Raw genomic sequence first — 24,460 nt, 5'->3', positions numbered from 1 at the left:
GAAAATGAACAATAAAAATTCAAGAGCCATCCGCATTTTTGACACAACCCTAAGAGACGGAGAACAAACCCCCGGAGTATCCTTAACCGCTGAAGACAAAATCGAGATTGCACGCCAACTAAGCAAACTAGGCGTAGACGTAATCGAAGCAGGGTTCCCAAGCTCTTCCGAAGGCGAAAAAAAAGTCGTCAAAGAAATTGCCCACGCAGGCTTAACCTCAAAAATCTGCGGCTTGTCACGTGCAACAAAAGCTGACATTGACGCTGCAATCGACTGTGACCTTGACTTAATCCACGTTTTCATCCCAACTTCGCCTGTACAGATGAAGTATGCAGTAAATTTGACTCCTGAGCAAGTGCTATCTGCAACGGTGGATTCAATCGAGTACGTGAAGAAGCATGGCATAAAATGCGAGTTCTCACCCATGGATGCCACCCGCTCAGAGTTGCCTTTCCTAAAACGCGTATGTAAAGCAGCTCAGGATGCAGGCATGGACAGCCTAAACGTGCCTGACACAGTCGGCATAATGATTCCTAAAACAACCAGCAAGCTGATTGAAGAAATCAAAAAAGTAGTCACTGTTCCAATAAGCATCCACTGCCACGACGACTTCGGATTAGCCGTAGCAAACTCTCTGGCCGCCGTTGAAGCAGGCGCCTCCCAAGTGCATGTTGCAGTCAACGGCTTAGGCGAACGCGCAGGAAACGCCTCGCTCGAAGAAGTAGTCATGGCTCTGCATGTGATTTACAAGTACAAGACAGGTGTGAACACACGTTTGCTCTACAGCACTTCCCGCATGGTTGCCTCCTTAACAGGCATACCTGTGCAGGCAAACAAAGCCATAGTCGGAGAAAACGCCTTTGCGCATGAATCAGGCATACACACGCGCGGAGTAACAGAAAAACCCCTAACATTCGAACCCATAAAACCCGAATTGGTGGGGCGAACCAGAAAACTTGTCGCTGGAAAATTGGCGGGAACACGCGGCATCAAAGCGGAGCTGGAAGAAATCGGCATCCACCCCAATGAAACACAATTAAAAGAAATTGTCCAGCGCGTCAAAGACTTAGGCGATAAAGGCAAAATGGTCACTGACGCTGACTTGCTGGCATTAACCTCTGCCGTCATGGGTGAGGTTATTGGTGAAGAGAAAATCGTTGACTTGTGCGATTTGGCAGTGGTAACAGGCATAAAAGTCATTCCAACCGCATCCGTACGCTTGGTTTTGGATGGAAAAGAGTACATTGCGGCGGAAACAGGGGTTGGCCCAGTGGACGCGGTTTTGAAAGCTATCCAGAAGTTAACTAATAACTTGGAAAAGATTCGCCTCAGCGAATACCGACTGGAAGCTATCACGGGCGGTTCAAACGCAGTCGCAGAGGTCGTCATAAAAGTAGAAGACGAGAGAGGCAACGTTGTCTCAGCGCGCGCGGCACGAGAAGACATTGTTATGGCAAGTGTTGAGGCGATGATAAACGGTATAAACAAGTGCCTACTTAAGAATCGTAAGCAGGGAAACAAAAAGTGAAAGTAGCCTATCAGGGAGAAACTGGTGCTTACAGCGAAATGGCTGTTTACAAGTTCTTCGGCAGAAAAGTAGAGCCAGTACCCTGCAAGGACTTTCGTGATGTCTTTGAATCCGTGAACACAGGCGCTACCCCGCATGGTGTGGTTCCGATTGAAAACTCCATTGAGGGCAGCGTCAACCAAAACTACGATTTATTCCTCACTTACGACCTCAAAGTCTGCGGCGAAGTCGCAGTAAAACTCGCTCACGTTCTAATTGGCAATCCGCAGACCAAGTTTGAGGACATAGAAACCGTCTACTCACATCCCCAAGCGCTTGCCCAGTGCCGCAAGTATTTGGAGAAGCACAAGTGGGAAATCATCCCAGCCTACGACACTGCTGGAGCCGTCAAAATCATAAGGGAGAAAAACCTCGCAAATGCCGCTGCCATCGCAAGCGAAAAAGCCGCTGACCTTTACGGCATGAAAATCCTCGTAAGAGACATCGCCGACAACCCCGCAAACTACACACGCTTCCTTGTGCTCTCACATGAGGATGCAGCACCAACGGGAGATGATAAAACCTCAATCATATTCTCAGGCAAACACGAGCCTGGAACCCTCTACCACGCGCTGGGTGAATTTGCGTCAAGAAACATCAATCTAACCAGAATCGAATCACGACCCACAAAGAAAACTGCTTGGCAATACAACTTCTACCTTGACTTTGAGGGTCACCGGACAGAGAAACGCTGTGCTGAAGCCCTGCAAGCGCTTGAAAAATACGCGACATTTGTGAAAGTTCTGGGCTCTTACCCAAGAGTTATCTAAAACTACTGTCCTCTACCGTTTGACCACATTTTTATAGAAATTTCCAATAATTTTATGCCCTTCAGGATGTCGTTCGCCATTTATACTTATACGTTCGGGATGAAATTGGACGCCGTAGAAGGGTTTTGTTTTGTGTTTAACCGCTTCCACCTCACATGAGCTAGAATCTGCCAGCAACATGAAGTCTGCGTTGTCCAATCCCTCTTTCAAGACATAATCATTATGGTACTCGGACAGGGGTATTGTGTGCTCTTCTTTGAAGCCGTCAAATAACTCGTCAGTGTGAATTATTCGGATATTTTCAAAGCGGTTGATAACTGGGTTTTGGAGACTGCCTGTGTTGGCACCGAACGCTGAACATAATAGTTGATGCCCAAAACAGATGCCGAAAAGGGGTAATTCGCAGGTTTTAATTAAACTTAATACGTCTTCGAATTGTGCCCTCTGTGAAGGGTCAATTATTCTCGCTTCAGAACCGCTTATAACAACTGAATCTATGTCTTTGTCAATTTGGTAGCATGGACTGATTTTTTCGTATCGGACAACTTTGCATTGACTGAATTGCTCTATAGCTGTCAGCAAACCTTCGGTTTTGGTGCCTTTTAGGTAACAGTTTACAAGCAACGTCTTGGGCATTGAACCACTTATTTTTCGGTCGATTCCAGCATTTTATACATGACTTCGTAGGATTTCTCAAAGTCGCTGTCACAAGCCATCAGCTTCTTCTTTAGCTGTTCCATTCGCTCGACTATGGCGTTGGAGTCTTTAGCTTTTATTAGGCTGAGCCATTCTTGGGCTTTACTCATAAATTGGTCTTCAATTTTGTTCAGTTCAGGCAGGTTCATCTGCAGGTTTGCATAGAGGTCAGGTGTTTCCAGTGCCGTGGCTTCTGCCAACGTGAAGAGCATGCGGTAGGTGGTGCCTGCGACTTTTTTTGTCTCAGCCAGATTTTTTTGTTCAAGCAACGTTTCACATGCAACTAAACCCAAAAAGTGAGGCAAACCCAAAACAACAGACATTAACTCATCATGTTTTTTTGGCGTCATGACAAAAACATGCGCTTCTTCTTTTTCCAGCCACTGTTTGAATTGCTCAGCGAACTCTTGCTCTTTGCTGTTGGTTGGAGTGAGGACGTAGGCTTTGTGTTTGACGCCGTTGCTTCCTGGACCAAAAACAGGATGCGTCCCCAAAACCAAGCCGTCTTTGATGTACTTATGCATGATGGTAACGGGGGTTTCTTTGATTGAGCAAACATCCATAACAACTTGGCCTTTGCAGACGGCTGGGCTGATTGCTTTGACAACTTCTTCAAAAGCACTTATCGATACAGAAAGCAGGATTTGGTCGGCACCTTGGACTGCCTTCTTAAAATCAGTGGTAGTGACAACTTGTAATTCTTTTCTTAGTTTAGAAAGTTTTTCTTGTTTTCTATCAGCTAAAGTTACAGTGTAACCTTTGGATTGAAAAAATCGGGCGAACCAAACACCCATCTTTCCCGCGCCGATGACGGCAATTTTCATCCAAGAGCCTCACTAATTTTAACCAAACCTTCCTTTATTTCTTCTCTTGGCGCAGTCAAGGAAATTCTAAAGTGCTCTCTGTAATCGCCAAACGCTGTGCCCGGAGCAACAGCCACGCCTTTGTCAAGCAGATCTAAAGCGAACCTTTCAGAGTCTAAGCCTGGACGCTTTGGGAACACGTAGAATGGCGCGTCAGGTTTTGAGAAGGAGAGCCCTGCTTCGCTTAAGATTTTACTTGCCATCTTTGCCCGTTCCTCGTACTCTTCTTTTATGTCTGTTGATAGTTGCTGTTGTATTTCAAGTCCTTTTAAGGCTGCCTCCTGAATGAACACCGGCACGTTGTTTATGGTGATTTGGTTGAGTTTAGTTATGTTGTCGACTAGCATTTTGTTGGCGATTATGTAGCCGATGCGCCAGCCAGTCATGGTGAAGGTTTTAGAAAAGCCGTTTGAGAGTATATGCCTGCAGTCGCCGTCGTATTCAAGGATGCTTTTAGTCCTCGTGAATGCGATAGTACCGTAAACCTCATCAGAGAGGATGGTGATGCCCTTCTTGTTTGCGATTTCAACTATGCCATCAAGTGTTTCGGGGTCAATGACCTTGCTTGTGGGGTTGTTTGGATTGTTGAGTATTATCATGCGGGTGTCCTTGTCAATCATGTCTTCGAGCTTGTCAAGGTCAACTTTCCAGTCGTTCTCAAGCTCGGTTCGCAACAGTTTGGTATTTGCGCCAATGGCTTTGGCTGTCAAATCGTAAGCTGTCCAGTAAGGAGTCGGAATAATGACGTTACCGCCGCCCTTCATCATCAAGAACATAGTAGCGAATATGCCCCATTTAGAACCAGGCGTAATAACCACGTTCTCAACTTTAACATCGTGGATTTCAGCAAGTTTTTGCCTGAGTTTTAGCTCGCCGTAAGAGGATGAATACTTGGTTTTCCCAGCTTTCATAGCCGCATACGCAGCGTCCACTATCTCAGGCGGCGTAGCCATGTCTGGGTCACCAAGGTTTAATCGAATTATCTTTTTTCCTTCACTTTGAAGTTTTAGGGCTTTCTCGTTTATTTCATATAGCATAGAGTCAACTCTCCGTTAAGAGTCCTCACTCTTGAACAGCACTGCACATATTAACTATTTCGCGGTAAACCGCCTCAACTTGACCTTTATCTAGGCCTAATTCAGCGGCTTTTTCGCTAATACGCTTGTAAACCTCATTTTCCCTATATACATCCTTAATCGGCATGCCCTGACTTTTTTTCAAGTCCCCGATGGCTTTGCAAACTTTCACCCTCTCACAAAGCGCCAAAAGGATTTGGTCATCAATTTCATCTATACGCTTCCTCAACTTTGCGATGTCATCCATGCTTAATGCTCCTTGAGAACCTTCGGTATGAAACCTGAACGGAGCAGGTGGTCAGCTAAAGTTATGGCAACCGTGGCTTCGACTACTGGCACTGCCTTTGGAACTACGCAGGGGTCATGTCTGCCCTTTACACTCAGAGTAGCTTCTTCCATTGAGCAGATGTTAACGGTTTTCTGTTGCTTGCTTATGGACGGCGTGGGCTTAATTGCCACTTTTATCCGTATGGGCATGCCGCTTGATAAGCCGCCGAGAATTCCGCCTGCGTGCTCGGTTGAGGTGACAACTTTCCCGTTTTTGATGAGAAAAGCGTCGTTGTCTTCTGAACCTCGCATTCCAGCGGCTGCAAAGCCTGAGCCAAACTCGACACCTTTCACAGCGGGAATACAGAACAGCATCTTTGCTAAGTCAGCATCTAACGAGTCGAACAATGGCTCGCCAATCCCTACAGGCATGTTCAGCGCGATGCATTCAACTATACCGCCTAGGCTATCGCCTTCTCTTTTCGCGGTGACTATGGCTTCTTCCATCTTTTCTGCGCACGCCAAATCGGGGCAACGGGTCGCTGCCTCGTAACGGTTTTTGCGGATTTCCTGAGCGCTAAACCGTTTATCACTTTTAATGTTGCCAATTGCCACAGTGTAAGCTAGAACGTCAATGTTGTATCTACCCAGCAGCTTTTTGGCTATGGTGCCAGCCATGATGAGCGCCACGGTGACTCTACCTGAGAAGCGTCCGCCACCGCGATAGTCATTAAAGCCTCCGTATCTGACGTGTGCTGGATAATCAGAGTGCCCAGGTCTTGGCAGGTCTTTGATGGCTTCGTAATCGCTGGACTTTGTCTCCTTATTCTCAACCGTCAAAGCGATGGGCGCACCAGTTGTGAAACCGTTAAAAACGCCGCTTAGGATTTTGGCAGTGTCTTTTTCGACTCTTGCGGAAACAATCTTTGGCTCTGTTGGAATTCTGCGGTCAAGCTCTTCTTGAAAATCGGCTTCTGTGAGCGGTAAGCCTGCGGGGCAGCCGTCCACGACTACTCCTACGACTTTGCCGTGGCTTTCCCCGAAAGTGGTTATTGTGAATTCTTTACCTATCGAATTTCCCGCCAACTACATCAGCTCCTATTTGTTTTAAATGAGTGAAGAACTGCGGATAAGACTTTCGAACACAATGGGCATCTTGTATAGTGGTCGTGCCTTCTGCACCTAAAGAGGCAACAGCGCAAGCCATCGCGATACGATGGTCATTATGAGGGTCGATGAGCGCTCCATGCAACTGGCAACCGCCATTCACGGTTAAACTATCATCATCCATAATTATTTGCGCACCCATTTTTCCAAGCTCAGAATAAAGAGACCTCAACCTATCTGACTCTTTGAGCCGCAACCGTTTAGCCCCAAAAATCCTAGAGGTGCCCTTCGCATAACACGCAAGAACCGCGATTGCTGGAACAAGGTCAGGAATATTTTTGGCGTCAACCTTAATCGGCTCAAGCAAACCGCCTGACCCCTCTATTTCAACGCTGTCTTTGCAGACTTTGCCGTTGACACCCATCTGCTTTAGGATACTCAAGATTGCCTTGTCGCCTTGAACGCTCTCGTAGTCAAGGTTGCTTACTTGGACTTTCGAGTTGGTTATAGCTGCGGCAGCAAGGAGAAACGCTGCGGAGGAGAAGTCGCCTGGGACTTTGTCATCTGTTGCCTTGTAGGTTTGGTTAGCTGGAATAACTATACGCTTGTCTTGTACTCCTATGGTGATTGCGTGCTTGGAAAGAACTGCCTCGGTCATTTTAACGTAATCCGCCGACTCCAACCCTGAAGTTAACGTTATTTCAGTATCCGCCCTAGCCCTAGGGCAAGCAAACATTAAACCTGAAAGGAACTGTGAACTGACATCACCGGGAATCGATGTTTTGCCGCCCAAGATTCCGCCGCCTTGTACGAAGACAGCGTCCTTACTCCCTACTTTTTCAACGTGGGCTTCTGCACCCAGTTGTTTGAGGCTTAAAAGTAACGGCTCAACTGGTCGCCTCTCAAGAGAACCCCCAAACACCAACGTCGAAGAGCCAGAAGCCAACGCAGCCACGGGAATCATGAAACGCAATGTAGCGCCTGACTCACCGCAGTCAATCGGTTCTTCTGCACCCTTGAGCTTCTGTGTGCCGTCTATTATCCAGCAGTTCTCGCTTTTTTTTACTTTTGCGCCCAATGCAGAAACAGCGCGTAACGTAGCTTCCGTATCCTCAGACAACAGGGGATTGGAAACTTTAGAAGCGCCCTGAGCGAGTACTGAGGCAATGACCATTCTTTGCGTGTAAGATTTGGAAGGTGGCGCACAAATCTGACCGCTTAACCTCTCAGTTTTTTTGATGGTTACATTTGCCATCAGTTAGAGCACCTTGGCTTTCTCCTGATTTAACTGCGCCTGCAAAATCTCGCCCTCGTATTTTGCCATTGTAGCTTTCACGGAATCAACATTATCCTTTGAAACCACCACAGTCACTGCAGGTCCTTTACCGCAGAGTCCAGCCGCCACAGCTCCAGCTTCCAATGTGTCAACGATAAGTGGAGTAGGAAGGTTGGATGCTGCTGAATAGATTAACCCGTTTAACGTTAGAGCTTCCCAAACTTTGCCATTGAGCGCCGCATCGAAAGCGACCTGCACTAGAGGCTTAACTGTCTGTAGTCGTTTCACATTGGAGTTCGCAGTGTAAGCTTTCTGGATGGGTACATGGAAGAGCACAACCAAATCTTGCGGCAAAGACAAGTGCTTAATTATTTCTCGGTTAATGTTATCAGTAATTACGGCTCCACCAAAATATGAGGCACAAGCATCATCAAACGCGCCTGTAATTGTGACTTTCGCATCAAAAGCCGCTTCAACCCCAATTTTCACAATCTCTAAATCACTGAGTTTTTTGCCAAGCGCCGCTGTAGTTGCAAGAGCAACGGCGTTTGCAGCTACACTGCTGCTTTTGAGTCCTCGTGCGATGGGGATGTTTGACTTGGTTTTTACTTGGGCACCAAAGTTTTTTTCTAAATTGAAATGTTGCAGGACTCTGAAAACGGTTTTTTCTATTAAGAGTGTGCCCTCGCTTGGGTCATCAGTTATCTCTGCTTTGATTATGTTGGGTTCGTTGGTAAGTTTCACTTCTGCTTTAGTCCACAAATCAACCCCGAAAGCGGCACCTTTCCCCAAGGCAATCGCGTTAATGATTGTGGCTGCGCCGTGAGCAATAGCTGTAGCTTTATCTGTCAACTGTCTGTGCCTCCTGTAAGTGATTAAGCGCTGCTTTCCTCATAACTTCGACGGGTGCTTTGCATCCTGTCCAGATTTCAAACGATGCCGCACCTTGGTAAATTAACATTTCAACACCGCTTATGACTTTGGCTCCTGCGGCTTTAGCGTCCCTTGCCAGTTTAGTTTCAACAGGATTGTAAACAATATCCATTACTGCGAGGTTTGACCTCAGAAATTCAGGTGGCACTGGGCTTAAGTTAGCATTCGGCTTCATCCCCACCGATGTTGCATTAATCAAGATGTCAGAGTCTTGAAGGTGCTGTTGAATCAGACTTGGTGATAGGGCTCCACCAGTGACCTGCTTTTTTTGCGTCTTGGTCAGGAGCTTTGCTAACTCTTCTGCTTGCTTAATGGTTCTGTTCAAAATTACAAGTTCATCGGCTTCTTTTACTAACGTGTATGCTATGGCTCTTGCCGCTCCGCCTGCTCCCAGCAACAAAACTTTTCTGCCTCGCGGTTGCACACTATTTTCTTTTAGAGCTTTCAGTGCACCGACACCATCAGTGTTAAAACCAAAGAGTTTACCGTTCTTGTGGCGAATTGTATTAACCGCGTTTAGAAACTTTGCAGTCTGGTCTAATTTATCGAGCTGATCTATAACCGCTTTTTTATGGGGCATAGTAACGTTTAAGCCCAGAATATTTAGGGCTCGCATTCCGTTTATGGCGTTTCCAACTTCGGTGGGTTTCACTTTAAACGCTAAGAATACGATGTCTAACTTTAAGGCGTCAAATGCCGCATTATGAATTACAGGACTAAGAGTGTGCTCTATAGGGTCGCCTATAACAGCGCAAACTCTGGTTTTTCCAGTTATACCCATCTTATTTCATTCCCAACAGACTGTAAGCAGTCCTCATTTCGCTAATGCTCATCTGCCCCGTGGCGGTTTGACTGCCCACCTCAAGTGAGGCGAAAGTGAAGAATGCACCAAACAACGGCGAAAGCAGCCTTGAGATTTTGCCCTGTCCGCCCATGCAGAAACAAACCAACTTAGCCTTGCTCGAGGCGGAGGCGACAAAGTTTAGTGCAGTCAGGTTGTCTTGGGCTTTGGTTGCTGTTGTAATAATTTTGCATACGCTGGCTCCGCTGGCAATCTCTTCGGCTAGTATCTTTTCCATCTCTGAGGCACTTAATGCGCCGTCAAATTTGTGGTAGGAAGCGATTGGTTTTGCACCTAACTGCTTTAGTTGGTTAATTGTTTCTTTATGCTTTTGGCTTGGAAGGTCAACGTCAACGTACTCGAAACCGTTTTTCGCTGCGTTCAACAATGTTTCCTGCCGCTGGGTTTGTGTTCCAGAGAAGAAGCCCTGTTCGCTTTTGAGTTTATTTGTGGCGATTAATGGGGTTTTTGTGCTTTTGGCAAGGTCTTTGAGGTTTCGAGAAGTTTCAAGGCAATCAAGCCTCACTTCGATGAAGTCAGCTTTGGCTTTTTCTGCTTTTTCAATGAGGCTTAGCGCTTCTTCGTTAGTTTTTGGGAGAATCGAAACACAGATTCTCGCAATCACTTTTCAATCACCGTTTCTTCAGGCACGCTGATGCCGAAGTGTCGCCCTCCCTTAGCCGCTAAATGCACTAAGACTTCATCGTTTGGTTTTAGTTCCGTAACGGGTTTTGAGGCTTTAGGCGTGACTAAGCGTATGGTTTCAGCATTCTGAAGTATGGTTTTGATGATTTTGCCTTCCACTTCGGCTTCAATTAGGATGAGAGGTCGGATTTCGATTTTTACGCGTCCCACGTTTGTTTTGCGTGTTTTTCCTTCTCGGTTAACGATTATGACTTCTTCTCCAGCTTTTAACTCAGAGAGGTACCTTGTGGTCTGCAAGGTGCCGAGCGTGTACATGGACAGCGAACCAGCGTTTACCCTGAATGGTCGTGATGCTACGTAAGGGTTCTCGTGCACTTCCGCTTCCACCAAAAATAAGCCTGCGCTTTGGCTGCCAACAAGCATGCCTTCGCCGGGGCTCATCATGTCGCATGTGTCGACGCAGACGCGGGCTCCTGTGCTGATGGGTTTTGTGGAAGTGATTTTGGCGATTGCCATGTCAAGTTTTAGTGTTTCAGGCTTTACCACAGCGACTGTTTTGAGCATCTCCTCTGGGTCGCTGGTCTTGAGCAACACGCCGTCGGTTCCAAGCTCTAAAACTTCCAGAACCACCTTGGCGTCTTCAGCCGTATTAACTTCGGCAAAGAGTTTGCTCTTTCCCCTACTTTTCGCAATCAAGTTTTCAAGCGGAATAACTCGCCAATCAAGACAGTTTATGATTACGTAGTCAACGCCGAGTTCTGCGGCTTTAGCTGCCTTGTTCTCATCATCCTTGCCTTGTATGCTTACTTGAAAAGCGGTTTTTTTGCCCTCACTCTTTAGCTGGGCAATCTTTTTCTCATTTAACTCTGGCAGAAAAGTAAGGTCAAGTATTCCAGCGCGGTTGCTGGCTTGACTGTTTTCTATGACCACATCCGCGTTTTCATGAGCAAGACTAAGTAACCTTTCTTTTTCTTTCGGCGAAGTCTTGGGGATTTCAATCCAGAGTTCCTTCAAGCTTTTTCACCGAGAATTTTTAGCGCTTGCTCCACGGATGCGCCTTCATGAACGATAGCATGTAGTGCTCTCGCTATTTGGGTTGGTTTTTCGCATTGGAAGACGTTGCGTCCGATGGATAGCCCTGCCGCGCCAGCTTTCATGGAGTCATGGGTAGTTTGCAAGATTTCCTCTAGTGATTTGCATTTTGGTCCTCCTGCGATTACCACGGGTGCGGGGCAGCTTTCGATGACTGTTTTGAAGGAGTCTATGTTGCCTGTGTAGTTTGTTTTGATTATGTCTGCGCCAAGTTCTGCGCCGATTCGTGCGGCGTGCGCGACAACGGTTACTTCGTGTTCACTTTGGATTTTTGGTCCCCTCGGGTACATCATGGCCAACAGCGGCATTCCGTAAGTTTCGCATTCGTCTGAGACTTTTCCGAGGTTGCGGAGCATTTTGTCTTCGTCCTGTGCCCCAACGTTGACATGTACGGACACGGCGTCTGCGCCTAGGCGTATGGCTTCTTGTACAGAGCAAACTTGGACTTTGCTGTTTATGTTTGGGCTAAGGTTTGACATGCCTGAGAGCATAACGATTAAGCCTGCGCCGTCCACGTCGATGCTTTTTGCTATGCCTTTGTGGACAAGGATAGCATCCACTTTTCCTTTGATGAGTTGGTTGGTTATGTTTTGCATGTTAGTTATGCCTTGCACGGGCCCTATGGTGACACCGTGATCCATTGGCACGATTACTGTTCGGTTGTCTTTTTGCATGATTCTTTTTAATCTGCGTGTTTTTCCATTCATTTCTTTTTTCCACCTTAACGTGTTTTAAGCGCGTTTTTAATTAATTTTAGCGCTTTCTCTTTTTCGTTCCAATCTACAAACAGTAGAATGCTTGAGGTTATGGTGAGTATGCCAGAGATGTTTATGCCGTTGAGTCTTAAGTCTTCGCTGATTCTGCCGATGATGCCGTGTGTCTCTTCGAGCCCAACTCCGCTTGTTTTGATGAGGACTAAGTCTTTTTTGACTGCCATGGCTAGGGCTTCTTTGTTGCTAGTAGTTATTTTGTGCATATCGTTTAGCAGTGGTTGTAGGTTTGGTTGTTGTGAAACGTAGAGTATGATTGAGTTTGAGTTCATGGACATGCCCAAAAGCTGCGAGTGCTGGCGTGTTTTCTCCACAATTTCTTGGATGATTTTTGGGCTGGATGCAAGTCCGTCTCCGATTACAGTTATTTCAGCAACTGGCTGAGCGCTTGCTATTTCCGCGTCGAGGTCGCTTGCTAGGGCTCCGGTGATTATGGTGCCGTCTTTGCTCAAGTCGCCGTGCGCGTGGTTGATTACTTTAACGTTGATGTCTTTTGGTTTGTACTTGAGGGCTTTGCTGTGGATGAATTTGGCTCCTGAATCTGCCAAGCCCACCAATGTGTTAACGTTGATTTCTGGGAGTCGTTGCGGGTTAGCGACGATTTTAGGGTCGCCTGACATGATGCCATCTGCGTCCGTGACAAGTATTATTTCGTCAGCACCTATAGCGTCAGCTAGTAAGAATGCTGTGGTGTCGCTTCCGCCTCTGCCAAGCGTGGTGACTTTGCCGTCTTTGGTTTTGCCGATGAATCCTGCAATTACTGGAATGGTGCCTTGCTCGATGATGGGCAGGATGCATTGGCGGATTTTTGTTTTGCATTCCTTGAGGACAGGGTTTGCGTTTTGGAATGCTTCGTCAGTTATTATTGGCCAGTTACTGTCTATGGGGTCTATGTAGCAGGAGTTTGCCCCGTTGCTTCTCAATGCAGCGGAGAAGAGGCGTATGCTTGTCCGCTCACCCATCGAGAGGATGTCATCTAAGTCTTTCTTCTCCAGTTTTCCATTCGAAGTATTTTTTGCAGTGGTCATAAGCACATCCGTAGTTTTGCCCATGGCGGAAACAACAACGGCGATTTTTGTGCCTTTTTTTGCTTCGTTCACCACGGCAACAACCGCTTTTAAGAGTCTCTCGTGATCAGCTAAGCTTGAACCACCAAATTTAACCACAATTTTTTTGCCATTTACCATTTAGTTACACCCATTTTTTCGCCCAGAACTTTTTTTAAAAAACTTTTCAGCCCTGGGCCTAAGGAAAATAATAGAAATAATAAAAGCCGTAGTCGAAGCTAAGGAACTGTGATGTGTTGCTTTCGTTTTTTGCAGTTGCGTTGGACATTTATGCTTCGAACCGACAATCAGTCATTCGGTCAGAAAATATAAGCGTTTCGGATTTGAACTACACATTAAAGGGCTTACACCAGAGCTTACAGAAGGCTGAACCTGCAAAATTTTAAGCTGGTGGTGGTTGTGCTGGAGCAGGAGCAGTCTGCCGCTGGACAAGCGCTTTCACCGCGTTTGCCAAAGCGTTAGTTGCTGCTTTTCTTGCCTCTGCAGAATTGTCGACTGCTTTAGTTTTAATTTCGTTCTCTAGGGTCTGCATCTTTGTTGTAGTGGCTTGCTTCTTTTTCTCGTATTCTTCGCGCAGTTTTGCTATTTCGGCGTTAGAACTCTGTTCCGCCAACGCCAATCTTTGTTTAGCAACTGTTAACTTCTGTTTGATTTCTGCTTGTTTTTGTTCATTGGCTAATTTCTTGAAGGGATTAGTTGTATTGATTTGCTCTAGTTCCTTTAGTTCTTCTTCCAAGGTGCGCACACTTTTTGTTAGGAAGTCAAGGGCGCTCTTTCTTCTATCTTCAAGCTCTTTGATTTGGGTGGCGTAGTCAGTGTCAACATCCCCAGTGCTTCCAACTTTTTCCTGTCCAATCGCTGAATTCTGCAGTGCTAGTGCCAATCTCTTTTTTGCAGCGCTCAATTTATATGAAATTTCTATGAGTTTTTGTTCTTTAGCTATTCTCTTGAGGGGGTGAAGGTAACCCACTTTTATTTTCTCTGTCTCAGCAAGTTCTTCCTCTAAGTGTTGCACGTTTTTAATCAAAAAGTCAATAGCGCTCTTGCCTCTAACCACGAGGTCTTTGGTTTGGGCTACGTATCCAGCGTCGATTTGTCCTAATAGATTTTTGTTCTCTTCTAATGTTTTGGCTGAAACTTCGAGTTCAGCTTCGTTTAGCAGTCTTTTTGCAAGTTCACCTTCAATGTCGCTAAATATTTTCGAGCGCTCCGTCTCAAACTCTTCATCTACCTTTACCGCTTCGTTGGATTCAAACGATAAAATAACTTGCCGAAGGTTCACCATCCAGTCATCAAAGTACATGCTGACAGGCGAGCGCTCAAACACTTCATTGCCAAGCTGATCCAAATAATCAAGGGTTTCTGCTGTAATTTCTTGTAGTTTCGCATTTTCGTCCTCTTTTACAACTGGCACTTCTTCCTTTGGCGGTTCTTCTTGCACTGGAGCAGGGGCTGGAGAAGCCAACTCAATAGGTGTTTCAACTTTGATTTCGGGGGGCGGTTGGGGCTGAGGTATCTCTGGAATTTGTGGTGGTGGTTCAACCTTAACTGGAATTTCTACAGGAGCAGGTGGCGGTTGAACTGGCTTGGGATGAGTCAAATCATAGATTACGTCTTCGAACTTGGGTATCATGTCATTGACTACTGCTATCATAAGGTCACGGTTTTGAAATTCGCTTAAGTTCAGAAGTTTTTGTCGCCCATTTTCCAGTGTCAATGACAACTGTCCCGTTGAGTCTATGTGCGCTTGGGTAACCTTCCCTAATCGGATAGGAAACACGGATGGAGAAACTGCGATTGAAGAAGTGTACGGTTGCATTTGTTTTAGCAAGGATGCGAGTAGCTCCACCAAAGGCTTTTCCTTTAAAGTTAACTTGGTAATCTGCTCAATGTCTTCTCCAGCGCTTTTGAGGGACGCTAGCATTTCATCGATACTTATGGGATTTTTCACTGTACTTTTTGATTCCGCGACTAGGGATTCTGCTGGAGAAGGGCTAGGTACCTTTTCAGTCATGGCGAGCCAAATCGGCAACTAGCCTGTTCACTGTAAAAAAGCGCTTGCGTGTCTCAAAACTTACGCATATAACCCAAAAAATCAATCTTTAGCGACTTAGCGATAACAATATATTTGTAACTCCTCAAACACTACTATAATGGTCGTGTTTGTAATGGACGTTTTTGAAGCAGTGAAAACTCGTCAAAGCATAAGGGCTTATCAAGAAAAAGCAGTCGAAAACGAAAAATTAATGACTATTCTACAAGCAGCTCGCCTGTCACAGTCAGCGAACAATAACCAACCGTGGCATTTCTTAATAGTCACTGACCCGCAAGCCAAAGACAAATTAAAGCCAGCCTACATCAAGGAATGGTTATTCAAGGCACCAGCAATTATTGTAGCTTGCGCGCGCCCAAAAGATGCATGGTCGAGGCAAGATGGAGAAGAATACTACAAAGTAGATGTCGCCATAGCAGTGCAAAGTATGGTGCTGGTTGCTCATGAACTCGGTTTAGGAACGTGTTGCATTGCAGCTTTCGATGAAGCCAAAGTTAAGAGCGCTCTTGGCATCCCTGATGATGTGCGTGTAGTTTTAATGATGCCTGTTGGTTATCCTGCGGAACAAAAAGGCACCGTCAAGAACAGGAAAAATCTAGAGCAAATAGTTCATCTCGAGCATTGGTAACCGCCTGCTAAAATCAACTTTCTTTTTATTGATACCTTTCAATGGATTTTGATTAGTTCTGGGATTTTGCCAGCGGTGCCTATTTGACCCTTATACATTATAAGGACTCCCTCAACGCCTTCAATTGATAAGCCTTTTTTTATTCCCGTCTGGATTGCCAGTTGAACATCGTCACCTTTAACCACATTACAAACGGCAGTAGCCGCCGCATCTGCCAAAGCCGCGTTTTTGCAGAAAATCGTCGCCGCCTCTGCATCGCCGAAACTAAACGCGTGGCTGAAGCGTCCTGAACTTGTGGCTATGCCGATTGGGAAATCTGTGAGTTGAAAGCCGAATTGCTTTGAGAGCGGGTCGTCTCCAGCGGCGACTGCTACATCAATAGGGCGATTTGAAATGGCCGAGATTTCGCCGCCATCCTCTACAACCGCTACTTGGCAACCTTCTTTGGTCATGTCATCCACTGCTAAATCAGCTATTGCTCCTGCAACTGCCGCCATGGGTCCAACGCCTGCTTTTTCTGCTGCTTGAGCCATTATTTTTGCCACAAGAGGTTTTTCAGGTGCAGGAAGCGGCGTTAACGTGTGAAGAAACTTGGGGTTTGAGGCAACGAAAAATTCAAGTTCTTGGCGGTTGCGTTTGATTGATTCTTTGGCAGTTTGGATGGCTTGTTGCTTGTCAGAAATAATAGTACACTGCGTTTCTTTTAGGACAAAGGTTTCTTTGAAGAGGTTCCCTGTCAACTTTTTATTTCCTTATTGTTCGCTGAGTTCTCATAATTATTTGGTCTTATGGATTTTATGGCTCTGGTTGGACAAGCATCAACGCAGATGCTACAGGTGCTGCCGACGCATTTTTCTTTATCAAATTGCACTGTACAGTCTTTGTCAATGCTTATTGCTTCGACAGGGCAAAGCGCAACACAACTGCCGCAACTGAAACATTTCTCGCTGTCAACTTCGATGAGCTTAGGCACTGTTACTTTGACGCCTTTTTTGCGCAAGGCTTTGACGATTTTTTCCTGTGCCTCATCGGGAATTTCAGCGAGTATTTCTCCGCCCTTAGCATTCACGTGTGCCGCAAGAATTGTGATAGGTACTTTGTACTCTAAGATTATTTTCGAAACTATGGGCTGAGGCACCAGTTCCTCGGAGAAGCGCAACATAATTCTTACCATGTTTTTTGCCTTCCTAACAGTTTAGACACGTCTTCAGATGTGACGATGCCGAGCACTTTCTTTTCAATGTCAATCACGGGCAACGCTGAGATGTTGTGTTGTGCCATCCGTTTGGAAGCAATCTCCAGCGGCTCATCAGGTTTAGCCGTGTAGACATTGCGGGTTTCGATGTCCGCCAATGCCTTTTTGCCTTCAGCCATCGCGCGGGTAATGTCCCATGAAGTGACGATGCCGCGTAATTTGCCGTTGCCATCGATAACGACTATGTGGTTGACTGATTTTGTAACGATGCGTTCTGCGATAGCCCGTATCTCCTCATTTTCAGTGCACGTTACTGCTGGATGCATAACGCTGACCACAAACGGAATTTCCTCTGTCTGCCGCATTGGTCTAAAGACGCTGTCAGTTGGCAACCTTTCCACAGGAGACGTCAACAAGAACGCGCCTTCTTGTATCCACGCCTTAAGCGTCCTTGAAACTTTCTTAGCCATCTTTAAGCTTGAGAGCGAACTAACTCGAACCTTCTTGCCGTTAACGATTATCGAGCCTGACTTGAGTTCTTTATAGCTAACTTGCCCAAGCTTGGGGCGGTCTCTTCGCGGCACACTGTAATCGACAATGTCAGTGAAGATTTCGCAGTCCCGAATTGCAGTTTTCTTAGCCAATCCTTTGTTGAGAATGGGAATAGGGATACCTAAACCAACATACAGCGTAGTGCCGTACCGCGTGAAAGCAGCGCCCTGCAAGAATTCAGGCGTCATCTTCTTCGCGTCACCCTTAACCATCAAGGTACCATTGAGGTTTTTGGGACTATGCTGTGTTCCTTCACCTATAACGTAACCTTGCCCTCCGCCCAGAAAGATGCGGGTGCCTATGCCAATCGTCTCGTAATCAGGGTCATTCATCAATGGATTCAACTCGCCAGCGCCAGAAAACGTAGCGTTCCGCAGCCCAGGCAATAATTTACTCATGTAGGTGTAGATGACTTCGTTGCTGCCATTCACAGCACAATTGTAGCGTTGGTAACAGTTGCGAAAGTTAAGCAGGGTAAACTGGTTTAAATCATCCTTTGTCAAGGTCGTTTTCAGTTGAGTTCTCGGATAGCAGTCTGTGCCGTATGCGGTGGCTCTGAGTTCCACTTCTTTTCCAGCTACCAGTTCTTGGATTACATGCCCGCCGCCGTATTCATAAGGCTGTTTTGCGGACATCTGAGTTGCCCCAATATAGAGGTCAACTGCTGCTCCCGGATGAGAAACTGGCACATCGTTTAGCCATGCTTGCTCAATCTTGATTGGTGGGTCAGAATGCCCAAGATTTATCACAGCGCCTGAACTGCACATGGCTCCGAAAGTGCCTGTCGTAACCACATCTACTTCTTTGAAAGCGACCTCAACACCGCTGCTTTCAACTAGTTTTTTCATTTCTTCAGCGGTCAGAACTTGAGCGTCGCCTTTGCGGATTTTCTCGTTAATCTCTTGAATTGTCCGTGTTTTATCTTGCTTAGACAAAGTAGCTTACCTTAATGGCAATCGAGAAGGTATCGCAAGTTAATATGATTTACGCAAAAAATGAATCTCAAATGGCGTTGCAACCTATTAGAAACTCATTGCAGAATCCTATAGGGGGTAGGTGTTATTGACGCTTTTTCAAGCCAAAGCGTGTTGGTTTTTTACTGCGACCATACGCTACTACGACCATTACTGCACATTTGCCCTTTAGGGTTGGTCGCGGTAAAACTGCCAAGTTCCATGAACCCGCCTTCTTGATGGTCGTGGTAAAGCGCACAAAAACCCTCAGCAAACTCGCTTTAAATAGGAGGATAGGGTCTGCCTGCAGAGCAACAAACCTTCTCCCTATTTATAGTATTTATAAGGGGGGTATAGAAAAAAAATTGCGCCTATTCGAAAGCTTAACAATGAGACGAAATAAAGAAAAAAGAGTTAGGCTTTTTTGATTTTTTCCAGTTCCTCTCTTAGGGCTTGTGCTTTGTCGGTGCGTTCCCACGTGAATTCTGGTTCTTCGCGTCCAAAGTGACCGAAAACAGAAGTTTTTCGATAAATTGGTCGCAACAGGTTCAATTGGTCAATGATTGCTTTAGGTCGCATGTCAAAGTGCTTCTTAACAAGCTCAAGAATCTGCTCGTCGGGAATCTTGCCTGTTTCGTAAGTGTTCACCAGCACTGAGATTGGCTGAGCAACACCGATAGCATAAGAAATTTGAACTTCACATTGGTCTGCCAAGCCAGAGGCAACAACGTTCTTAGCGATGTAGCGAGCCATATAGCAGCCTGACCTGTCAACTTTGGATGGGTCTTTACCGCTGAAGCATCCGCCACCATGGCTTCCAACGCCGCCGTAAGTGTCAACAATGATTTTTCGTCCAGTTAAGCCTGAGTCAGCAAGGGTTCCACCGATGACGAATCTACCTGTGCCGTTGATCACATATTTAATGTCGTCTGGGATCAATTCGGCTGGTATTACGTATTTTATGACTTTTTCGATAATATCCTTCTTTAGCGTGGCATCATCCACGGTTCCATTGTTCTGAGCAGCGATAACCACTGTCTTGACACATTTCGGTTTACTACCATCATACTCGATTGTAACTTGCGACTTGCAGTCGGGACGCAGATAAGGCATAATCTTTTGCTTTCGGCAATCAGCCAAACGCTTAACAAGCTTCTGCGCCAACATAATCGGCAACGGCATAAGCTCTTTAGTCTCATTAGTTGCATAGCCGAAAACCATACCTTGGTCACCAGCACCCTGCTCATGCCCCTCAGACTCGTTAACTCCTATGGCAATATCAGGAGACTGCTCGGTAAGGGAAACCAGTATGCCGCATGTTTCCCAGTCTAAGCCGTCTTTGGCATTGTCAAAACCAATTTCTTTTAGTGTCTGGCGAACAATCTTTGGAATGTTAACATGAGCAGATGTGGTAATTTGACCCGTAATCACAACTGTGCCCTGCATAACAAGGGTTTCACAGTCAACTCGCGCTTTTGGATCAAGGGTGAAAATTGCGTCTAAAACGCTGTCAGAGATTTGGTCGGCAACTTTGTCTGGGTGACCTTCTCCAACCGATTCAGATGTAAACAAATATTTTCCATTCCGTTTCATGGATGATCTCTTTCCGTTCAACTTACAGTAAGGACAATACTAACTCGTCGTTTTTCTTAAAAGTCTTTCTACAATACAAGCAACTAATAACCAAACAACCCACCAATATCCATTCGCAAACCATTTTAACCCAAGAAAACCACAACTAAGAGCGAAAAGCCATGAAGAAAGCCATATTGAGCCAAAATGCCCCTAAACCGTTAGGTCCTTACAGTCAAGCCGTGCAAGCAGGCAAATTCCTCTTTGTTTCAGGACAACTGGCCATTGACCCAAAAGAGGGCAAAATAGTTGCTGAAGACATCGAAGGGCAAACACGCCAAGTTATGGGCAACATCAATGCCATTTTAAAAGCGGCTGGTTACGGTTTGAAAGATGTGGTGCAATGCACGGTGTATCTCGCTTCCATGAAGTTGTTTGAGGGCTTCAACCGAGCATACGCCGAGTATTTTAACGATGCGTTTCCTGCGCGTGCAACCGTTGCCGCAGAATTGAAGACTGGAGCATTAGTTGAGGTCTCTGTTGTAGCCTACAAAGAGTAGGCGCTTTGTTGCTTTGATAAATTATAATAACCTATCCAACGCTTATTAGAAGCAGGGAAAAATATGGCGGCATCCCTAAAGAAATTCATGCAACAAATAGCTGGAAAAAGAGCGCCAGGGCCATCAACTTCCTTTACGATATTCCATATCTTCTATGCCTTGGAGCTGTTAGCGCAGAGACCTCTTGGAAGAAACAAGCTAGCAGAGAAGCTCAAGGTTGGTGATGGTGCGGTGCGCACGATAATTAGCAGGCTTAAGGATGCTGGTTTAATTGAGATTTCAAAAGAAGGATGCTACTTGACTAAGAAGGGTTTGGAGGTTTGGCGGCAGTTTGAGGCAATCTTTCCCAAGCGTGTGGGGATTCCGAGGTCGGAGTTGAGTACATCTGAGTTTAATTTTGCCTTTTTAGTGAAAAATGTTGGCGAGAAGGTCTCATCAGGGATTGATCAGCGGGATGCAGCTATAATTGCTGGTGCACGTAAGGCTTTGGTGATTGTTTTTAAGAATGGTCATTTGCGGATTGAATCTGTAAGTGATAGTGTGGAGAAGGAGTATCCGAAAGCGGCAAGTTATATTTTAAAGGAGTTTATGCCGCAGGAGAATGATGTTATCATCATTGCAGGCGCTGAGACTGAGTTGAAGGCTAAACGTGGAGCGTTCGCTGCAAGTTGGTCGTTGATTGGCGTTTAGGTTGTGTATTTTTCTCCTTCGTTTAGGATGCGTTCTAGGGTTGTGTTGATGTTTACCATGCCTTCGTTTGTTTTGCTGGAAACAGGCATCAAGAGGAATTTTAAGCCTAGTTTGCTTATGGCTTGCATCATGTTGCGGCTGAAGAGGCGTTTGGTTCCTTCAAGTTTTTGTTCAATTGCGTTTTCGAGTTCTCTTGGGTTTGCTGACCAGTCTGCGATTGCTTTTGCGTCTTTCGCTGGGATGAGGTCGGTTTTTGAGAGTACGTGCAGTTGAGGTTGGAAGAAGCGGTTGTAAACCGCTGCTGAGAGGAACATGTTTGAAACGTAATTAAGCGGGTTTATGGAGAATACGGCATCGAAGAGGTAGATTAGGGCTTTGGGTTCTTTGGTTAATTCGTTGACTATGTATGGTCCACTTGCTCGGAAGGCGAAGAGTTCCATTTGTCCTGGCGTGTCAACTAGGACGATGTCGGCGTGTGCTTCTTCTATGTCTCTTGTTAGGTTTTCTATTTCGTCAGCGATTAGGTCGGCTGCCATGATTAGTGCTCCGTTTGGTCCTAGGCCATATCTTTCCATGAGGTTGCCAACGTCTACGTAGTTGCGTACGTCTATGTCTGGTTGGTAGGGTAGTTTCAGTGCTCCTGGGTCTAGGTTGACTACTGCGACGTCTTGTTTTGACATTTTTAGCCATTCGCTGAAGGCTGCGGTGAAGAGGGATTTGCCTGAGCCTGCTGTTCCTATGATGAATGCGAGGGGCATGTTTGTTGTTTCTCCGTTTATGTTTCATTTGTGTTAGTGGTAAAGAACTTTTCTGCTTGTGTTTGGTGTTTGTTTTTTCTTTAGATGTTGTGTGTGATTCCTCTCCCCCTTTACAACAACAAGCAGCGGATTATGGCAGAAGCTATTTTTTGTTTCTGTATGTGTTTTGTGTTGGATTGCTGGTTATGGAAGTTGCACAAGCAGTATCAGTCGGGCTCGTTATAGTTTTTAGTTGCAATCGACATAAAATTAAGAAAGCAACTGCGAGAATTAGTGTATGATTGAGATTGATGGGAGCCAAAAAAGCGGCAGCGGAACCATACTGCGGCTATCCATAGCCTTAGCCGCCATCAAACAGCAACCGCTCCACATATGCAACATCCGCCAGAACCGCCCCAAACCAGGCTTAAAGCCTCAGCATCTTGAGGCAGTACTGACAGCCGCGAAGTTGTGTAACGCTAAAGTGCAAGGTGCGACCTTGGGCTCACGGGAACTCTGGTTCACGCCAAAGGAAATCGTAGGCGGCAACATAGAGGCAGTTATTGAAACGGCGGGAAGCATCCCCATGCTGATGTTGGCTACTTTGCCGATTTGCCTGTTTGCTTATAAGCCAGTGTGTTTGCATGTGGCTAAAGGCGGCACAGACACCACTCACGCCCCAACCATCAACTACATGCGCATGGTGCTTTTGCCAGCGTTAAAGCGGATGGGTGTTGACGCTGAGATTACGGTTCAAAAGTACGGTTATTACCCCAAAGGCATGAGCGAAGCAACAATGACCGTTAAACCAAACCGCTCCCTCAAACCGTTCCAGCTTGAGAGTTTTGGCAACCTACAGGGCATAAAGGGAGTTTCGGTCTGCACTTTTCTGTCTGATCGCCAAGTGGCAGAACGCCAAGCAAAAACAGCAAAAGACCACCTCGTGCAACGCGGCTACAATGCCGATATTCAAATTGTAAATGACCAATCCAATCCGCTCCAGAAGGGTACATCAATTGTTCTGTGGGCACAAACCGACACGGGCGTAATCTTAGGTGCTGACGCCATCGGAGAACTCAGAAAAACGGCTGAAGCCGTGGGTAAAGAAGCCGCTGAGAAGCTTCTAACTGAGCTATCGGCAAAACCAACAGTTGACGTTTACCTTGCCGACATGCTTATTCCTTACACGGCATTGGCAGAGGGCAACTCGGCATTTCTGGTCAGGGAAATTTCAGAGCACATTGAATCCAACATTTGGCTTATAGAAAAAATGTTAAACGTTAAATTCACCACAAAAAGAGTAAACAACCTCTACAGAATTGAGAAAAGCGCTGACCCCTGATGCCGAAAACAAGCGTTTGCTTAAAAGTTCCAAAACAAAATGGCGAGACATCAATAGCGTTAGCCAGCAAGCTTGGACTCATCGATAAAACCTTAGCAATCCAACGGGATAAGGAAAATCTCTGTATTCCCTTAGTAAGACAACCAGAAGAAAAAGAGTTACTATCGCTAAAAAACCAAATCCCCGAAATGCAACTGGCAAGCAGCACCTTCAATGAAAAGAAAACAGCAACACAAACGGTCATGCAAGTTCTCAACGGCAAATTACCTCCGCATCTGCTTGCAAGTTTGCCTCAAGCCTTAGACGTAATTGGCGACATAGCCATCCTTGAAATCCCTCCTGAGCTTAAACCGCATGAACCCCTCATCGGACAAGCAATCCTGCAAACCCACAAAAACGTCAAAACCGTCTTGGCAAAAGCAGGAGCCATAAGCGGAACCTATCGCACAAGAGAATTCACTTTCATTGCTGGAGAACAAAAAACCCAAACCATCCACAAAGAATTCGGCTGCCAATACCATGTTGACGTAGCCAAAGCGTACTTTTCACCTAGACTCAGCCATGAACATGAACGCGTGGCATCATTAGTGCAATCTGGCGAGACAGTGGTGGATTTGTTTGCTGGCGTTGGGCCCTTCTCGGTGCTAATAGCCAAGAAAAACCCGAACGTGAAAGTTTACGCTGTAGACCTTAACCCTAAAGCGGTTGAGTTGCTCAAGGTTAACGTGCGGCTCAACAGAGTTGACAACCGCGTCTTCCCTATCCAAGCAGATGCAAAGCAAATAGCCAAAGGCAAACTAAACGGCGTAGCTGACCGAGTCATTATGAATTTGCCCGAAACAGCCATCGACTTTGTTAGTTCCGCTTGCCAAATCATCAAACCACAAGGTGGCGTAATCCATTTTTACGGATTTGTTCGCAAACCCGACGCCATAGCAGAAATGAAACTTCGCTTCTCCAACGCAGTTCGGGAAACCGAAAGAAAGGTGACAGAATTTCTTTACGCTAAAAGTATACGAGAGACTGCGCCCTACGAATCGCAAGTGGTTTTAGACGCAAAAATCCAATAGCCTTGCAGTTTAGTAGCGTTTGAGTTCTTTTAGCAGAACTCTAGCTCTCAGCGGTAGTTCAGGCTTATTTTGCCTGCTTATCATCGAAAACAGCATTTGACTCTATGTCTTAGAGTTCAAACTCTACATGATAGGGCT

General features: G+C 45.9%; 26 protein-coding genes. 7 read left to right on the top strand and 19 right to left on the bottom strand.

All coding sequences use genetic code 11. The annotated features are described in order from the left end of the window. The first annotated feature begins 4 nt into the window (after window positions 1-4). Window positions 5-1,528 (top strand): 2-isopropylmalate synthase, encoded by a 1,524-nt coding sequence (locus NWE95_03280; GenBank protein MCW4002919.1) that lies wholly within the window; start codon window positions 5-7, stop codon window positions 1,526-1,528. Then, window positions 1,525-2,337, top strand: a complete 813-nt coding sequence (gene pheA / locus NWE95_03275) for a prephenate dehydratase (GenBank protein ID MCW4002918.1) — start codon at window positions 1,525-1,527, stop codon at window positions 2,335-2,337. Before NWE95_03280 ends, pheA begins: the two co-directional genes overlap by 4 nt. A gap of 12 nt (window positions 2,338-2,349) precedes the next feature. Here pheA and NWE95_03270 read toward each other — a convergent pair whose 3' ends face one another. The 13 genes from NWE95_03270 to NWE95_03210 form a co-directional block, all read right to left on the bottom strand. Beyond that, on the bottom strand, window positions 2,350-2,973 hold the full coding sequence (locus tag NWE95_03270) for a gamma-glutamyl-gamma-aminobutyrate hydrolase family protein (GenBank protein MCW4002917.1): 624 nt from the start codon (window positions 2,971-2,973) through the stop codon (window positions 2,350-2,352). Window positions 2,974-2,981: 8 nt separating this feature from the next. Then, window positions 2,982-3,857 carry a prephenate dehydrogenase/arogenate dehydrogenase family protein gene (locus tag NWE95_03265; GenBank protein ID MCW4002916.1) on the bottom strand — a complete coding sequence of 292 codons (876 nt, stop codon included), beginning with the start codon at window positions 3,855-3,857 and terminating at the stop codon, window positions 2,982-2,984. Then, on the bottom strand, window positions 3,854-4,933 hold the full coding sequence (locus NWE95_03260) for a pyridoxal phosphate-dependent aminotransferase (GenBank protein ID MCW4002915.1): 1,080 nt from the start codon (window positions 4,931-4,933) through the stop codon (window positions 3,854-3,856). The genes NWE95_03265 and NWE95_03260 overlap by 4 nt, the downstream gene beginning before the upstream one ends. Window positions 4,934-4,958: 25 nt before the next feature. Then, complete coding sequence (locus NWE95_03255) at window positions 4,959-5,219, bottom strand: chorismate mutase (protein MCW4002914.1); 261 nt, start codon at window positions 5,217-5,219, stop codon at window positions 4,959-4,961. 2 nt (window positions 5,220-5,221) lie between these two features. Continuing rightward, a complete protein-coding gene (gene aroC / locus NWE95_03250; protein MCW4002913.1) occupies window positions 5,222-6,325 on the bottom strand; it encodes a chorismate synthase in 1,104 nt (367 codons plus the stop codon). After that, entirely contained in the window at window positions 6,303-7,601 is a 1,299-nt protein-coding gene (gene aroA / locus NWE95_03245) for a 3-phosphoshikimate 1-carboxyvinyltransferase (GenBank protein MCW4002912.1), read from the bottom strand. The genes aroC and aroA overlap by 23 nt, the downstream gene beginning before the upstream one ends. A gap of 3 nt (window positions 7,602-7,604) precedes the next feature. Beyond that, window positions 7,605-8,474: a shikimate kinase gene (locus tag NWE95_03240; GenBank protein ID MCW4002911.1), complete on the bottom strand. Its 870-nt coding sequence runs from the start codon at window positions 8,472-8,474 to the stop codon at window positions 7,605-7,607. Then, window positions 8,464-9,336, bottom strand: a complete 873-nt coding sequence (locus tag NWE95_03235; protein ID MCW4002910.1) for a shikimate dehydrogenase — start codon at window positions 9,334-9,336, stop codon at window positions 8,464-8,466. Before NWE95_03235 ends, NWE95_03240 begins: the two co-directional genes overlap by 11 nt. Window position 9,337: 1 nt before the next feature. Further along, window positions 9,338-10,021, bottom strand: coding sequence for a type I 3-dehydroquinate dehydratase (locus NWE95_03230; GenBank protein MCW4002909.1), 684 nt, complete (start codon window positions 10,019-10,021; stop codon window positions 9,338-9,340). Beyond that, a complete protein-coding gene (locus NWE95_03225) occupies window positions 10,018-11,055 on the bottom strand; it encodes a 3-dehydroquinate synthase II (protein ID MCW4002908.1) in 1,038 nt (345 codons plus the stop codon). Before NWE95_03225 ends, NWE95_03230 begins: the two co-directional genes overlap by 4 nt. Continuing rightward, window positions 11,052-11,840, bottom strand: coding sequence for a 2-amino-3,7-dideoxy-D-threo-hept-6-ulosonate synthase (locus NWE95_03220; protein MCW4002907.1), 789 nt, complete (start codon window positions 11,838-11,840; stop codon window positions 11,052-11,054). Before NWE95_03220 ends, NWE95_03225 begins: the two co-directional genes overlap by 4 nt. 14 nt (window positions 11,841-11,854) lie before the next feature. After that, window positions 11,855-13,090 (bottom strand): aspartate kinase, encoded by a 1,236-nt coding sequence (locus NWE95_03215; protein MCW4002906.1) that lies wholly within the window; start codon window positions 13,088-13,090, stop codon window positions 11,855-11,857. A gap of 262 nt (window positions 13,091-13,352) precedes the next feature. Continuing rightward, window positions 13,353-15,002: a hypothetical protein gene (locus NWE95_03210; GenBank protein ID MCW4002905.1), complete on the bottom strand. Its 1,650-nt coding sequence runs from the start codon at window positions 15,000-15,002 to the stop codon at window positions 13,353-13,355. Between the two features lie 136 nt (window positions 15,003-15,138). Between NWE95_03210 and NWE95_03205 the strand changes: the two genes are divergently transcribed. Further along, entirely contained in the window at window positions 15,139-15,651 is a 513-nt protein-coding gene (locus NWE95_03205) for a nitroreductase family protein (protein MCW4002904.1), read from the top strand. Between the two features lie 38 nt (window positions 15,652-15,689). On the opposite strand, the gene NWE95_03200 is transcribed toward NWE95_03205, so the two are convergent. The 5 genes from NWE95_03200 to metK form a co-directional block, all read right to left on the bottom strand. Continuing rightward, window positions 15,690-16,391 carry a UPF0280 family protein gene (locus NWE95_03200; protein ID MCW4002903.1) on the bottom strand — a complete coding sequence of 234 codons (702 nt, stop codon included), beginning with the start codon at window positions 16,389-16,391 and terminating at the stop codon, window positions 15,690-15,692. Then, on the bottom strand, window positions 16,388-16,825 hold the full coding sequence (locus tag NWE95_03195) for a 4Fe-4S binding protein (protein ID MCW4002902.1): 438 nt from the start codon (window positions 16,823-16,825) through the stop codon (window positions 16,388-16,390). The genes NWE95_03200 and NWE95_03195 overlap by 4 nt, the downstream gene beginning before the upstream one ends. After that, window positions 16,819-18,333, bottom strand: coding sequence for a homocysteine biosynthesis protein (locus NWE95_03190; protein ID MCW4002901.1), 1,515 nt, complete (start codon window positions 18,331-18,333; stop codon window positions 16,819-16,821). The genes NWE95_03195 and NWE95_03190 overlap by 7 nt, the downstream gene beginning before the upstream one ends. Before the next feature lie 124 nt (window positions 18,334-18,457). Then, window positions 18,458-18,610, bottom strand: coding sequence for a hypothetical protein (locus NWE95_03185; GenBank protein MCW4002900.1), 153 nt, complete (start codon window positions 18,608-18,610; stop codon window positions 18,458-18,460). Window positions 18,611-18,765: 155 nt separating this feature from the next. Continuing rightward, window positions 18,766-19,944: a methionine adenosyltransferase gene (gene metK, locus NWE95_03180; protein MCW4002899.1), complete on the bottom strand. Its 1,179-nt coding sequence runs from the start codon at window positions 19,942-19,944 to the stop codon at window positions 18,766-18,768. A 161-nt stretch (window positions 19,945-20,105) separates the two neighbouring features. On the opposite strand from metK, the gene NWE95_03175 reads away from it, so the two are divergent. Next, on the top strand, window positions 20,106-20,483 hold the full coding sequence (locus NWE95_03175; GenBank protein ID MCW4002898.1) for a Rid family detoxifying hydrolase: 378 nt from the start codon (window positions 20,106-20,108) through the stop codon (window positions 20,481-20,483). A gap of 63 nt (window positions 20,484-20,546) precedes the next feature. Then, window positions 20,547-21,173 (top strand): winged helix-turn-helix domain-containing protein, encoded by a 627-nt coding sequence (locus tag NWE95_03170; protein MCW4002897.1) that lies wholly within the window; start codon window positions 20,547-20,549, stop codon window positions 21,171-21,173. Here NWE95_03170 and NWE95_03165 read toward each other — a convergent pair. Beyond that, entirely contained in the window at window positions 21,170-21,931 is a 762-nt protein-coding gene (locus tag NWE95_03165; protein ID MCW4002896.1) for an ATP/GTP-binding protein, read from the bottom strand. The two genes, NWE95_03170 and NWE95_03165, sit on opposite strands and share 4 nt — an antisense overlap. Before the next feature lie 277 nt (window positions 21,932-22,208). Here NWE95_03165 and rtcA point away from each other — a divergent pair, with 277 nt between their 5' ends. Both rtcA and NWE95_03155 read left to right on the top strand, forming a co-directional pair. Next, a complete protein-coding gene (rtcA, locus tag NWE95_03160; GenBank protein MCW4002895.1) occupies window positions 22,209-23,252 on the top strand; it encodes an RNA 3'-terminal phosphate cyclase in 1,044 nt (347 codons plus the stop codon). Then, a complete protein-coding gene (locus tag NWE95_03155) occupies window positions 23,252-24,322 on the top strand; it encodes a class I SAM-dependent methyltransferase family protein (protein MCW4002894.1) in 1,071 nt (356 codons plus the stop codon). Before rtcA ends, NWE95_03155 begins: the two co-directional genes overlap by 1 nt. Window positions 24,323-24,460 lie beyond the last annotated feature (138 nt).

Source organism: Candidatus Bathyarchaeota archaeon (genome assembly GCA_026014725.1).
In the GTDB taxonomy this organism is placed as follows: Archaea; Thermoproteota; Bathyarchaeia; order Bathyarchaeales; family Bathycorpusculaceae; genus Bathycorpusculum.
The sequence above is the reverse complement of the archived record's forward strand: the minus strand, read 5'-3'. Positions and strand labels throughout refer to the sequence as shown.